This window comes from Cellulomonas sp. EB106-03-03-XG116 (assembly GCF_058792015.1).
In genome coordinates, this window is sequence record NZ_JBYTEP010000041.1 from 1 (window position 1) to 12,730 (window position 12,730).

12 protein-coding genes are annotated in these 12,730 nt (G+C 76.8%); 5 read left to right on the plus strand and 7 right to left on the minus strand.

The window, feature by feature from the left end; all coding sequences use genetic code 11:
• The first annotated feature begins 114 nt into the window (after window positions 1–114).
• From cydC to AC3WUG_RS14390, 3 genes are all read left to right on the plus strand, one after another.
• Window positions 115–1,926: a thiol reductant ABC exporter subunit CydC gene (gene cydC, locus AC3WUG_RS14380; RefSeq protein ID WP_492328301.1), complete on the plus strand. Its 1,812-nt coding sequence runs from the start codon at window positions 115–117 to the stop codon at window positions 1,924–1,926.
• Complete coding sequence (locus tag AC3WUG_RS14385; RefSeq protein WP_492328302.1) at window positions 1,911–3,818, plus strand: sensor histidine kinase; 1,908 nt, start codon at window positions 1,911–1,913, stop codon at window positions 3,816–3,818. Before cydC ends, AC3WUG_RS14385 begins: the two co-directional genes overlap by 16 nt.
• Window positions 3,819–3,954: 136 nt before the next feature.
• Window positions 3,955–6,000, plus strand: coding sequence for an HNH endonuclease signature motif containing protein (locus AC3WUG_RS14390; RefSeq protein WP_492328303.1), 2,046 nt, complete (start codon window positions 3,955–3,957; stop codon window positions 5,998–6,000).
• Window positions 6,001–6,403: 403 nt separating this feature from the next.
• On the opposite strand, the gene AC3WUG_RS14395 is transcribed toward AC3WUG_RS14390, so the two are convergent.
• Complete coding sequence (locus AC3WUG_RS14395) at window positions 6,404–7,033, minus strand: response regulator (protein WP_492328334.1); 630 nt, start codon at window positions 7,031–7,033, stop codon at window positions 6,404–6,406.
• Window positions 7,034–7,231: 198 nt separating this feature from the next.
• Here AC3WUG_RS14395 and AC3WUG_RS14400 point away from each other — a divergent pair, with 198 nt between their 5' ends.
• Together AC3WUG_RS14400 and AC3WUG_RS14405 are read left to right on the plus strand one after the other, a co-directional pair.
• Complete coding sequence (locus AC3WUG_RS14400; RefSeq protein ID WP_492328304.1) at window positions 7,232–8,179, plus strand: phosphoglycerate dehydrogenase; 948 nt, start codon at window positions 7,232–7,234, stop codon at window positions 8,177–8,179.
• 106 nt (window positions 8,180–8,285) lie between these two features.
• Complete coding sequence (locus AC3WUG_RS14405; RefSeq protein ID WP_492328305.1) at window positions 8,286–9,035, plus strand: hypothetical protein; 750 nt, start codon at window positions 8,286–8,288, stop codon at window positions 9,033–9,035.
• A 10-nt stretch (window positions 9,036–9,045) separates the two neighbouring features.
• Here the strand turns inward: AC3WUG_RS14405 and mutM are convergent, their stop codons facing one another.
• The 6 genes from mutM to coaD form a co-directional block, all read right to left on the minus strand.
• The gene (mutM, locus tag AC3WUG_RS14410) at window positions 9,046–9,969 is read right to left on the minus strand and encodes a bifunctional DNA-formamidopyrimidine glycosylase/DNA-(apurinic or apyrimidinic site) lyase (RefSeq protein WP_492328306.1); all 924 of its coding nucleotides are present in this window, start codon (window positions 9,967–9,969) and stop codon (window positions 9,046–9,048) included.
• 7 nt (window positions 9,970–9,976) lie between these two features.
• A complete protein-coding gene (rnc, locus tag AC3WUG_RS14415; protein WP_492328307.1) occupies window positions 9,977–10,759 on the minus strand; it encodes a ribonuclease III in 783 nt (260 codons plus the stop codon).
• Window positions 10,760–10,819: 60 nt separating this feature from the next.
• Window positions 10,820–11,014 (minus strand): 50S ribosomal protein L32, encoded by a 195-nt coding sequence (rpmF, locus tag AC3WUG_RS14420; RefSeq protein WP_147796053.1) that lies wholly within the window; start codon window positions 11,012–11,014, stop codon window positions 10,820–10,822.
• A gap of 2 nt (window positions 11,015–11,016) precedes the next feature.
• A complete protein-coding gene (locus AC3WUG_RS14425; RefSeq protein WP_492328308.1) occupies window positions 11,017–11,595 on the minus strand; it encodes a YceD family protein in 579 nt (192 codons plus the stop codon).
• Window positions 11,596–11,722: 127 nt separating this feature from the next.
• Entirely contained in the window at window positions 11,723–12,223 is a 501-nt protein-coding gene (locus AC3WUG_RS14430; protein WP_492328309.1) for a hypothetical protein, read from the minus strand.
• The gene (gene coaD, locus AC3WUG_RS14435) at window positions 12,220–12,723 is read right to left on the minus strand and encodes a pantetheine-phosphate adenylyltransferase (RefSeq protein ID WP_492328310.1); all 504 of its coding nucleotides are present in this window, start codon (window positions 12,721–12,723) and stop codon (window positions 12,220–12,222) included. Before coaD ends, AC3WUG_RS14430 begins: the two co-directional genes overlap by 4 nt.
• Between the last annotated feature and the right edge of the window lie 7 nt (window positions 12,724–12,730).

The window sequence follows — 12,730 nt, forward strand, 5'->3', positions numbered from 1 at the left end:
GATGGGTAGAAGAGACAGGCCGCGGGTGCCGCGCCGCGCGGCCCGCTCGCCCGCCGCCTCGCCGCCGACCCGCTGTGGCGCGCCGTCCGCCTGCTCGACGTCGACCCCCGCCGGGTGGCGCTCGCCGTCGTCCTCGGCGTGGCCGCCCTCGGCTCGGCGGTGGCGCTGGCCGCCGTGTCCGCCTGGCTCATCACCCGCGCCGCGCAGATGCCCCCCGTGCTCGAGCTGTCCGTGGCGACCGTCGCGGTCCGCGCGTTCGGCATCGGCCGCGGGCTGTTCCGCTACCTGGAGCGGCTGGTCTCCCACGACGTCGCCCTCCGGGGCATGGCCCGGCTGCGCACCACGCTGTACGAGCGGCTCGCCGCGGGCCGGCCCGGCGCCACGCTCGACCTGCGGCGCGGCGACCTGCTCGCCCGGGTCGGCGCCGACGTGGACGCGGTCGGCGACGTCGTCGTCCGGGGCCTGCTGCCCGCGGCGGTCGCCGCCGTGCTGGGCCTCGGCACCGTCGTCGCGATGGGGCTGTTCCTGCCCGCCGCCGGCCTGACGCTCGCGGTCTGCCTCGTGCTCGCCGGGGTCGTCGCGCCGTGGCTCGCCCAGCGCGCCGCCCGGGCGACCGAGCAGCGCGCCGCCGACGCGCGCGCCGAGATGGCCGCCACGTCCCTCGGCCTGCTCGAGGACGCCGGCCCGCTCGCGGTGCAGGGCCGCACCGGCACGGAGCTCGCCCGGCTGCGCGCCGCCGACGCCGACCTGGCGCGCGCGACCGACCGCGGCGCCGGACCCGCCGCCCTGGCCGCCGGCCTCGGCAACCTCGCCGTCGGGATCGCCGTGCTCGCGGCGCTCCTCGTCGGCGTCCCGGCCCTGGCCGCCGGCCACATCGCCGAGGTCGACCTCGCGGTGATCGTGCTGACGCCGCTCGCCGCGTTCGAGGCGACGAGCGTGCTGCCGGCCGCCGCGATCCAGCTGCACCGGTCGCGCGTCGCCGCGGCCCGGCTGATGGCCGTCCTCGACGACGCGGCGACGCCGGACGAGGGGGCGGCGCCCGCAGCACGTGCGGGCGCGGCGGCCGGGACGCCCGACGCGGCACCGGCCGACGCCCTCGCCACCGCCGTGTCGACGTCCCCCCGGCTCACGGCCCGCGGCCTCGCCGTCGGCTGGCCCGGCCGCGCCCCCGTCGTCACCGGCCTCGACCTCGACCTGGCCCCGGGCCGCAGCGTGGCCGTCGTCGGCCCGTCGGGCGTCGGCAAGACCACCCTGCTGCTCACGCTCGCCGGCTTCCTGCCCCCGCGCGCGGGCGAGGTGCTCCTCGACGGCATCCCGCTGGCCGACGTCGACCCGACGGTCCGGCTGGCGCGGCTGGCGCTCACGACCGAGGACGCGCACGTCTTCGAGACCACCGTGCTGGAGAACCTGCGGGTCGCCCGGGGCGACGCGACGCCGGAGGACGCCCGCGCGGCGCTGGTCCGCGCGGGTCTGGGCGACTGGCTCGCGGGGCTGCCGGACGGCGTCGACACCGCGCTCGGCCCGGACGCCCGGAGCGTGTCCGGCGGCGAGCGCCGACGGCTGCTGCTGGCCCGCTCGCTGCTCGCGACGGCGCCGCTGCTCCTCGTCGACGAGCCGGCCGAGCACCTCGACCCCGCCACCGCCGACCGCCTCGTGGGCGACCTGCTGGCGGCCCCGCGCGGTGCGGCGCCCTCCCCCGCCGAGGCCCCCGCCCCGGCCGACGACGCCCCCGCCCGCGGCGTCCTCGTCGTCACGCACCGGCTCGCCCCGCTCGCCGCGGCCGACGAGGTGCTGGTGCTCCGGGACGGGCGGGTCGCGGCACGCGGGACGCACGCGCACCTGCTGGCCACCGACGGCCAGTACGGTGAGGCGCACGCCAGCGAGCAGGACGAGGGTGGGACGACGAGCACATGGCCGACGAGCTGACCGGACGCCAGGACGCGGCGCCGCACGACCCCACGCCGCACGACCGGGCGCACCAGGACGTGCACGCCCCCGCGCGGCGCGAGCCGGGACCCCGCCCGCAGGACGCGGCGGCCGCCGAGCAGCGCGCCGCCGCGCTCGGCGTCGCCGCCCCGACGTACGGCCCCGGCGTCACGACGACCATCCACGTCCGCGAGCCGGGCGGCCGCTCGCACCTCGAGCTCGGCACCGCGTCCGAGACCGGCGACGAGCTCGCCGACCTGCTCGACGCCGTGCTGTCCGTCGCCTCGGGCCTGGACCTGCCGGGCGTGCTGGAGCGGTTCGTCCGGGTGTCCGTCGAGCTGACCGGTGCGACGTACGGGGCGATCAACGTCCTCGACTCCCGCGGCGAGTCCACGACCTTCGTCCAGACCGGCGTGCCCGCGGCCGCCGCCGCGATGATGGGCCACCCCCCGCACGCCCGCGGCGTCCTCGGGCACATCCCGGTCCACGGCGTCCTCAAGCTGGACGACCTCACCGAGCACCCCGCGTTCCAGGGCTGGCCGGCGGGGCACCCCTCGATGGGGTCCTTCCTCGGCGCCTCGGTGCGCGTGCGGGAGCAGGTCTACGGGTACCTGTACCTCTCCGAGAAGGACGGCGGCTTCACCGACAAGGACGCCACGACCGTCATCGCGCTCGCCGCCACGGCCGGCGTCGCCGTCGCGAACGCCCAGCTGTTCGCCGAGGGCGCCCGGCGCGAGCACTGGCTGCGCGCCGGCCAGGACATCACCACCATGCTGCTGTCCGGCGCCGACGAGGAGGACGCGCTCGCGCACATCGCCGCGACCGCCCGGGACGTCGCCGACGCGGACGCCGCGGCCCTCGCGCTGCCCGGCGTCGGCGGCGAGCTGCTCATCGAGCTCGCCGACGGCCACAACGCCGACGCCCTCGTGGGCGCGCAGCTCACCCCGGGCGGCCCGACCTGGTCCGTCATGGAGGAGGGCCAGGGGCTGATCATCGACTCCCTCGCCCGGTCCAGCCGGATCACCGTGCCGGCGATGCGCGCGTTCGGCTCCGCGCTGTTCGCCCCGCTGCAGACGTCCGGGCGCGGCGTCGGCGTGCTCATCCTGCTGCGCAAGGTCGGCACCCTCGCGTTCGACGGGGGCGACCTGGCGACCGCGGAGTCGTTCGCCTCCCAGGCCGCGCTGGCGTTCGTGCTGGCGGAGGCCCGGCACGCCCAGGACCAGGCCGCCCTCCTGGACGAGCGGGAGCGGATCGCGCGCGACCTGCACGACCTGGCCATCCAGCAGCTGTTCGCCACCGGCATGCAGCTCGAGACCGTGCGCCGCCGGGCGTCCCGCGGCGTCGACCCGTCCGAGCTGACCAGCATCGTCGAGGAGGCCCTGGACAACGTCGACGCCTCCGTCCGGCAGATCCGGCAGATCGTCTACGCCCTGCGCGACCCGGACGCCGCGACCGGCATCGTCGAGCGGCTGCGCCGGGAGGCCTCCCTGGCCCGCACCGGGCTCGGGTTCGCGCCCTCGCTGATCGTCCTGCTCGACGGCGAGTCCGTGCCGGACGGCGACTACATCGTCGCGGACCTCATCGACGAGCGGATCGGCCCGGACCGCACCGACGACGTCGTGGCCGTGGTCCGCGAGGGCCTGGCGAACGCCGCCCGGCACGCCCACGCGTCCTCGGTCGCCGTGCGGGTGACCGTCCGGGGCGCCGGTCCGCTCGGCACCGTGCACGTCGAGGTCGAGGACGACGGCGCCGGCCTCCCCGCGACCCGGGACCGCCGGTCCGGGACCGGCAACCTCGCCGCGCGCGCCCGGCAGCACGGGGGCACGTTCTCCCTCGGGGTCGCCCCCGGGGGGCAGGGCACGCTGCTGTCCTGGGAGGTCCCGCTGGGCTGAGCTCGTCCCGGGTGCGCCTGCTCGCGCGGCTGCTCGTGCGGCGCCGAGTCGTCCACAGGTGCCGTCGTCGCGCTCCGTCCCCAGGGCGTGGGTCGGTCGCCGGAGTCGTGTCGGTGGCCGTCGGTAGTGTCGTTCCATGGCATCTGACCTGCAGGAACACCCCGACGGCGACCCGGTCGCCGCCACGGTGCTGCCGGTCTACGGGCCCGACGGGACGTGCCTGACCGACTTCGGCCCGGACCCCGTCGTGGCCGCCGGCGGGACACCGCGCACGGGCGAGCAGCGGCAGGTCGAGGCGATCGCGGCGTGCCCGCCGGGGCCAGAGCTCGACGCCTGGCTGCGAGGGTTGGATCTGCACGTGCTGTCCTCGATGGTGCTGGTCGAGGTGATCGCCGCGCAGGACCGGGTCGAGAGTCATCAGCACGCCCGCAAGCTGGCCATGGTCGCCGAGCTCGCCTCCCGGGAGGAGATGAGCCCGGAGTGGTCGCCTCTCGCCGGTGCGCCGCCGACCCAGGCGTGCGTGGCCGGGGACGAGCTGGCGATGCGCCTCGGGTGGCCGCGGGTCACCGCGACGAAGACCGTGCAGCGCGCGTTGGTCCTCGACGGGCTGCTCGGCGCGACCCGGGAGGCGTTGGAGACCGGGCACCTCGACGCGGCCAAGGCCGGGGTGCTGGCGGCGGCGCTGACCGACCTGCCGTTCCAGGTCGCGCACGCCGTCGAGGACGCCGTGCTCCCCGACGCCGACCGGTGCTCGGTCGCTCAACTCCGGCAGCGGGTCGAGCGCGAGATCCGGCTCGTGGACCCCGACGGCGCCGCCGACCGGCACGACCGGGCCCGGTGCACCCGGAAGGTCTCCCACCCCCGCCCGCAGCCCGACGGCATGGCGTCGATGTGGCTGGTCCTGGACGCCGCCGACGCCATCCGCGTCGACGGCGTCCTGACCCACGCCGCCAAGACCGCCAAGGCCCTCGGTGACGGGCGCACCCTGGACCAGCTGCGCGCCGACGGGCTGCGCGACCTGGTGGTGGGTGACGTGCCGGAGTCGGACGGGCCGGCGTTCGAGGTCCACCTGACCCCCGGCTTCCCGCAGCCGCCGCAGCCGAAGCGGTCGTGGAACGGCGCGCTGTTCATGGACCGGGACGGACTGGTCCTCGCGCGCCCGGTCGAGCCGATCCCGGTCGCCACCCTCACCCCGTTCGACGACACCACCGCGCACCCCGGGCCCGACCTGCGCCACCCCGCCTCCCCGCGCGGAGCACCAGACGGACCGACCGGGACTCAGACCGACACCGGGACCGATACCGAGGCCGACGCCAGGACCGCGACCGAGGTCGAGACCGAGATCGAGACCGGCACCGAGACCGGCACCGAGACCGGCACCGAGACCGGCACCGAGACCGGCACCGAGACCGGCGTCGACACCAGGACCGGCACCGTCCCCACCGCGCCCGCCGCACCGACCGGAACCACCTCCGGCGCGCTGACCAGTGCCGCGGCGCTCGGCGCACCGACCGGAGCCACCTCCAACGCGCTGACCGTTGCCACGGCGCCTGGCGCACCGACCGGAGCCACCGCGCCCGTCCTCGTGCCCACCGGGCCCGCGCCCGCGCGTCGCCCCTGCACCCGCTGCGCGGGCCGCCCGGGCGCCGAGGTCCGCATCACCATCCCGGCCTCGACGCTGCTCGGCCTGGACGACCAGCCCGCCCACCTCGACGGGCACGGACCCATCGACGCGGTCGCCGCCCGCGCCCTGGCGGTCGGCGGGGTGTGGCAGCGGGTCGTGACGGATCCGCTCACCGATCGGGTCCTGGACGTGGGCCGCGAACGCTACCGACCACCCGCCGCACTGTCCGAACTCGTCCGCACCCGCGACAAGACCTGCGCCGCACCCGGCTGCACGGTCCCCGCACCCGGCTGCGACCTCGACCACACCACGGAGTTCCACCCCCAACCGGGTGGCGACCCCGACGCGCCCCTGGGGCGCACGGACGCGGACAACCTCGGCCCGCTGTGCCGCCGGCACCACCGCCTGAAGACCGACGGAGGGTTCCGGCTGCGGCAGATCGAACCGGGGCTGTTCGAGTGGGTCACCCCGACCGGGCACCGCTACCTCACCCGACCCGGGACCGGGGAGAGCCACGACGCCACCGCCGACCCGCACGACGAGCCGCCGCCGTTCTGAGGCGAGGCCATGTCTTGCAGAGGCGAGCGGATGTCCTACGGCGCGCAGGCACGTCCTCCGGTCGCGGGCACCTCCCGCGACGCGTGCGCACGTCCCGCAGGACGCAGACACCTCCCGCCACGCGGGCGCACGTCCCGCGAGACGCAGACACCTCCCGCCACGCGGGCGCACGTCCCGCGAGACGCGGGCACCTCCCGCCACGCGGGCGCACGTCCCCCGAGACGTAAACACCTCCCGCCACGCGAACGCACGTCCCGCAGGACCCAGGCACCTCCGGCGGCGCGAGCGCACATCCGGCGCCACGCGGGCGCGACCCGCTGCACGCGGGCACGTCACCCCTCGTCGCCGGCGCCCCAGCCGGGCACGCCGCTCGGTCCGGGGTCCCGGAGGGACCCCCGTGCGGTCAGGAGTGGTTCGTCTCCGCGCGCCAGCCGGAGTGCCGCCGCGCCGCGACCCACGCCGCGACCTGGGTGCGGCGCTGCAGGCCCATCTTCGCGAGCAGCGACGTGATGTGGTTCTTGACGGTCTTCTCCGCGACGCCCAGGCGCTCGGCGATCTCGCGGTTGGACAGGCCGTCGCCGATGAGGTCGAGCACCTTGAGCTCGCTCGGCGTGAGGTTCTCGGTCGGGTCCTCGTGCCCGGCGCGCCGGCGGGTGACGGTCCGCTCGTCGAGCAGGGTGCGACCCGCGGCCACCGCGCGCACGACGTCGGTGATCTCCGCGCCGCGGACGCTCTTGAGCAGGTACGCGGCGGCGCCGGCCTCGAGGGCGGCAGCCAGGGCGTCATCGTCGTCGAACGACGTGAGCACGATGGCCCGCGCGGTCGGCAGGGTGGCCCGCACCTGGGTCATGAGGTCGATGCCGGTGCCGTCGGGCAGCTGCAGGTCGACCAGCAGGACGTCCGGGTGCACCAGGCCGGCGCGGCGGACGCCGTCGGCGACGGACCCGGCCTCGGCGACGACCTTCATGCCGTCGGCGCGCTCGACGACCTCGGCGATGCCGCGCCGCACGACCTCGTGGTCGTCGACGATCATCACCGAGATCTCCCCGGAGCGGGCCGGCTGGACTGCGCTGTTCGTGGCGGACACGCGGTCATCGTATCCAGCCCGGGCGACCGCGTCGGGCAGCGCCGCACCGGTCCGCCGCGAGTTCCCCCGCCCGCGCACGCCCGGACGGGGCCTGCGGGTCTCCTCCCCTGGCGCGACGGCGCCGGGTGCGTCACGCTCCCGTCCATGACGACGGTGCTGCTGCCCTCCTCGCTCCCCCTGTCCCCCGCCCTTCCCGAGGGGGTCCGCGCGGAGACGTACGACGTGGGGCAGCCGGTCCCGGAGGACCTGGTGGACGCCGACGCGCTCGTCGCCTGGGGGAACCCGACCGCGCAGCTCGCCGACGCCGCGCGCCGGATGGGTCGGCTGCGCTGGGTGCAGACGCTCGCCGCCGGCCCCGACGCGGTGCTGAGCGCGGGGTTCCCGCCGCACGTCACGATCACGTCCGGCCGCGGGCTGCACGACGGCCCGGTCGCGGAGCACACGCTCGCGCTCGTGCTCGCCGCGGCCCGCCGGCTGCCCGAGCTGGTGCGCGCGCAGGACCAGCACCGCTGGGCGGACGAGCTCGGCGGCATGCAGCGGCTGCCGCACGAGGGCGGGGAGTTCCGCTCGCTGTCGGGTGCCCGGGTGCTGATCTGGGGGTTCGGTTCGATCGCCGCCCGGCTCGCGCCGCTGCTCACGGTGCTCGGGGCGCAGGTCGTGGGGGTCGCGTCCCGCGCCGGGGAGCGCGCCGGGTACCCGGTGATCACGCCCGCGGACGTGCCGCAGGCGCTGCCCGGCACCGACGTGCTGATCGGCATCCTCCCGGCCACCTCCGCGACGCGGCGCGCGCTCGACGCCGCGGTGTTCGCGCGGCTGCCCCGGCACGCGTGGGTGGTGAACGTCGGGCGCGGGTCGACCCTGGACGAGGAGGCGCTGCTGGCGGCGATCGCGGGCGGCCGGATCGCGGGTGCGGCGCTGGACGTGTTCGAGACGGAGCCGCTGCCGGCGTCCTCCCCGCTGTGGGACGAGCCGCGGGTGCTCATCACCCCGCACGCGGCGGGCGGGCGACCGGTGGGCGCGGACACGCTGCTCACCGACAACATCGGCGCGTTCGAGCGCGGGGAGCCGCTGCGGAACGTCGTGCGCCGCTGACCTGGGCGGCGACCGGCGCCCGGCGCGACCGGCGCCCGGGCCGCGCCACCCCGCGAAACCGTCCGGTTGGTACAGTGGACTGCTCCCCGAGAAGAGGAGCACCTCGATGACCACCGCCGCGCCCACCCTGCGCGACCGCGTCGACCTGCTGCCCGTCGGCCCGGGAGACCCCGCCGGGCCCGATCCGCGCGAGACGGTCGCCGCCCTCGCCGTCGACGGCTGCCTGCTGGGGTTCTACGCCGGGGTGCACCCGCCGGACGACGGCTGGTGGGGCCGCGCGCTCACTGCCGTGGCCGACTACGCGGGCCTGCCCGCGCCCCACCAGTGCGCGTCGAACCTGGACCTCGCGCTCGAGGCCGAGCCGTTCCGGGACGCCTCGCCGCTGACGGACGCGGTGCTGCGCCTGGTCCGCGAGGGCGGCACCGACGCGCTGACGCTGGACCGGGTCGCGGAGGAGAGCGGCCGGGACCCCGACTGGATCCTCAGCATGCACGGCTCGGTGCAGGAGCTCGTCGACGCCCTGGTGAGCCGGATCACGGAGGAGGCGTTCGACGACCTGCTGCCGGCGCACGACGAGCCGGAGCTGCCGGAGCTGCTGGCCGCCTGCGCGAGCTCCGAGCGGGTGGTCGCGATGGTGCGGTTCCTCGCCCTGACCGGGGTCGAGCTGGCACCGGGCAGCGTCGAGCGGACCCGGGAGGCGTCGCCCGTCGCCCGCGGCGAGCAGCTGGCGGACCGCGCGCTCGTCGCGGCGCTGGCGCTGGACGGCTGGGCGCTGGGGTCGACCGCGCGGCGCTACCCGTGGCCCGAGTCGGTCACCGCGGGCGTCGCGACGGAGCTGCGGTCGCTGACCGCCTGAGCCGGGACCGTCAGGCGGCGGGCGCCGGCTGGCAGACCAGGCAGAAGTGCGAGGAGCGGTTCATGAACGGCTCCCGCACGACCGGCGTCCCGCACCGCGGGCACGGCTCGCCCGCCTGCCCGTAGACGGCGAGCGAGCGGTCGAAGTACCCGGACGCGCCGTTCACGTTCACGTACAGGGCGTCGAAGCTCGTGCCGCCCTGGGCGAGCGCGTCGGACATCACCCCGGCGACGCCGTCGAGCACCCGCAGAGCGGTCGCCTGGTCGAGGTCGGCCGTCGGCGTCGCGGGGTGCACCCGCGCGCGCCACAGGCCCTCGTCGGCGTAGATGTTCCCGACCCCGGACACGACCCCCTGGTCCAGCACCGCGCGCTTGATCTGCGTCCGGCGCCGGCGGATCGCGCGGGCGACGGCCTCGCGGTCGACGGCCGGGTCGAGCAGGTCGCGGCCGATGTGCGCCACGGGGGCGGGTACGAGGGGCAGGTCGGAGCCCGCGCCGCCCGGGCGCGCGTCCGGCGTGGGCAGCAGGTCGACGACGGACAGGTGGCCGAAGGTCCGCTGGTCGACGAAGTCGAGCGCGCCGCCGTCGTCGAGCAGCAGCCGGACCCGCAGGTGGGTGTGCGCGCCGCCCTGCTCGACGTCGGCGGGCGTGCCCCGCACGAGCAGCTGGCCGCTCATGCCGAGGTGCGCGAGCAGCGCGTCGTCGGGCGTGGCGCCGGCCGCGCCGGGGTGGTCGAGCGGGAGCCACAGGAACTTGCCGCGCCGGACCGCGGCGGTCAGCGTGCGACCGGCCAGGCGACCGGCGAGGTCGTCGGGGCCGGCGAGGTGGCGGCGCACGCTGTACGGGCGGCGGACCTCGACGGCGCGGACGGTGCGGCCGACGACGTGCCGCTCCAGGCCGTCCCGGACGGTCTCGACCTCGGGCAGCTCGGGCACGCGCGCGTCAGTCCGCGGCGGGCGCCGACGCGGCGGCGGCGGAGGCGGTCCCGTCGGCGGGCGTGCCGTCGGCGGCCGCCCGCTCGGCGGCTGCCGCGGCCCGGTCCGCCCCCTCGCGCAGGGAGGTCCAGGCCAGCTCGGCCGCGCGCTGCTCGGCGAGCTTCTTCGCGGTGCCCGTCCCGGTGCCGTAGACGTCGCCGGCGACGACGGCGTCGGCGGTGAACACCCGCGCGTGGTCCGGCCCGGCGCTGGTCACCTGGTAGGTGGGTGCGCCCATGCCGAGCGTCGCGGTCAGCTCCTGCAGGCTGGTCTTCCAGTCCAGGCCGGCGCCCAGGTCGGCCGCCTGGGCCAGCCGGGGCCCGACCAGGCGCATGACGATCTCGCGGGAGGTCTCGAGCCCGTGCGACAGGTAGACGGCGCCGAACAGCGCCTCGAGGGTGTCGGACAGGATCGAGTCCTTGTCCCGCCCGCCCGTGGCGAGCTCCCCCTTGCCGAGCAGCACGTAGGACCCGAGGTCCAGCGTGCGGGCGACCTCGGCGAGCGCCCGCTGCGACACGGTCGCGGCGCGCATCTTCGCGAGCTCGCCCTCGGACTGCGAGGGGTGCCGGCGGTACAGGTCCTCGGTGACGACCAGGCCGAGCACGGTGTCCCCGAGGAACTCCAGGCGCTCGTTGGTCGGGATGCCGCCCGCCTCGTGGGCGAACGACCGGTGCGTCAGGGCCAGCACCAGCAGCTCGGGGTCCAGGTGGACCCCGAGCTGCTGGGCGAGCTGTGCTGCGGTGGTGCTCATCGTGCGGCGGCCCGCGCCCTCCGGTGCGTCACCGGGGCGCAGGGCCTTCGGCGCGTCGGCTCAGCCGGCGTGCTCGGTCCGCATCGCCTCGGCGTAGCGCCGACCGGCGTAGGCGCCGCACGTCGGGCACGCCTGGTGCGGGCGCATGTTCGACTTGCACTGCGGGCAGGTGCTGAGCGTCGTGGCAGTGGTCTTCCACTGCGACCGACGCGCACGGGTGTTGCTGCGCGACATCTTGCGCTTCGGAACAGCCACGGCTAGCTCTCTCTCTTCTCGTCAAGCGTGCTCTGCAGACCGCCGAGGGCGGCCCACCGAGGATCAAGGGTCTCATGGGAATGCTGCGGGTCGTCCGCGAGGTGCGCCCCGCAGATGGAGCACAGCCCGGGGCAGTCGTCCCGGCACAACGGCTGGAACGGTAGCGCAGTCACGACCGCGTCCCGAACCAGGGGCTCCACGTCGACCAGGTCGCCGTCGAGCTCGGGGAGGTCCTCCTCGTCGTCGCCGTTCTCCTGGGCGACCTCCGCGCGACCGGGGTAGACGAACAGCTCCTGGACGCGGACGTCGAGATCCTCGACCACCTCGTCCAGGCAGCGCACGCACTCCCCGACCGCCCGGGCCCGCACGGAGCCGGAGACGAACACCCCCTCCACGACGGCCTCGAGCTGGAGGTCCAGCTCGACGTCGTCGCCGACGGGGACGCCGATCACGTCGGTGCCGAGGTCCTCGGGAGCCGGCACCGTGGCGTGGGCACGACGCATCGATCCCGGACGTCGGCCGAGCTCGTGGGTGTCGAGCACGAACGGCGAGCGGGGATCGAGGTGGTTGGCGCGCTCCACGGTCCCTGTTCCTGTCGTGAGGGGTCTCGGTCACCGCCATGACCGGCAGGACCAACGGACGATCTTACGGCACCGGCCGCGCTCCGCCCAATCGCCCGGCGGGCGGCCTGGGTCACACCGGCGCAGGTCAGCCCTCGCCGTCCTCCAGGCGGTCCGCGAGCTTCGCGCGCCCGGCCTGCACCTGGGTCAGCACCTTGCCGAGGTCGATCTCGAAGTCGGCGAGCCGGCGGTCGCAGTAGTCGTCGGCGTCCCGGCGCAGCCCCCGGGCGGTCTCCTCGGCGTCCCGCACGATCTGCGCGGCCCGCTCGGTCGCCTGCGCGACGACGGACTCCTGCTCGACCAGCTCCGCGGCCCGGCGGCGGGCGGCCGCCTCGATCCGCTCGGCGTCGGCGCGCGCGGCGGCGCGCTCGGCGTCCGCGGCGGCCAGCACCTCGTCGGCGCGGCCGATCTGGGTGGGCAGCGCCGCGCGGGCCTGGTCCACGAGGTCGAGCAGCTCGGCGCGGCTCACCAGCACCGAGGCCGACATCGGCACGGCGCGGGCGGCCTGCACCGCCTGCTCCAGGGCGTCCAGGACGGCCGTGAGGCCCTCGTGGCGGGGCCGGGGCCCGGTGGTCGTGGGCTCGGTCATGCGCGGCTCCCGTCGGCCGTCGTGGGGGTGCTGAGCGCCGCGCGGACGGCCGCGGCCACCGCCGGCGTCACCAGGTCGTCGATCGGGCCGCCGTGCCGCGCCACGTCCTTCACCAGCGAGGAGGCGACGTGGGACAGCGCCGGGTCGCCGACGACGAACGCCGTCTCGACGCCCGACAGGTGCCGGTTCATCAGGGCCATCGGCAGCTCGGCGTCGAAGTCCGCACCGCCGCGCAGGCCCTTGACGACCAGGTCGGCCCCGAGCGCCCGGAGCTCGTCGGCCAGCAGCCCGGACGAGGACGCCACGCGCACGCCCGGGACGTCGGCGACCGCGTCCTCGATCAGCGCCACGCGGGCGTCGACGTCGAGCAGCGGCCGCTTGGCGGCGTTGTGCGCGACGAGCACGACCACCTCGTCGGCGAGACGCCGGGCGCGGCGCACCACGTCCAGGTGGCCGAGCGTGAAGGGGTCGAAGGAGCCGGGGCAGACCGCGAGAACCACGCGCCCC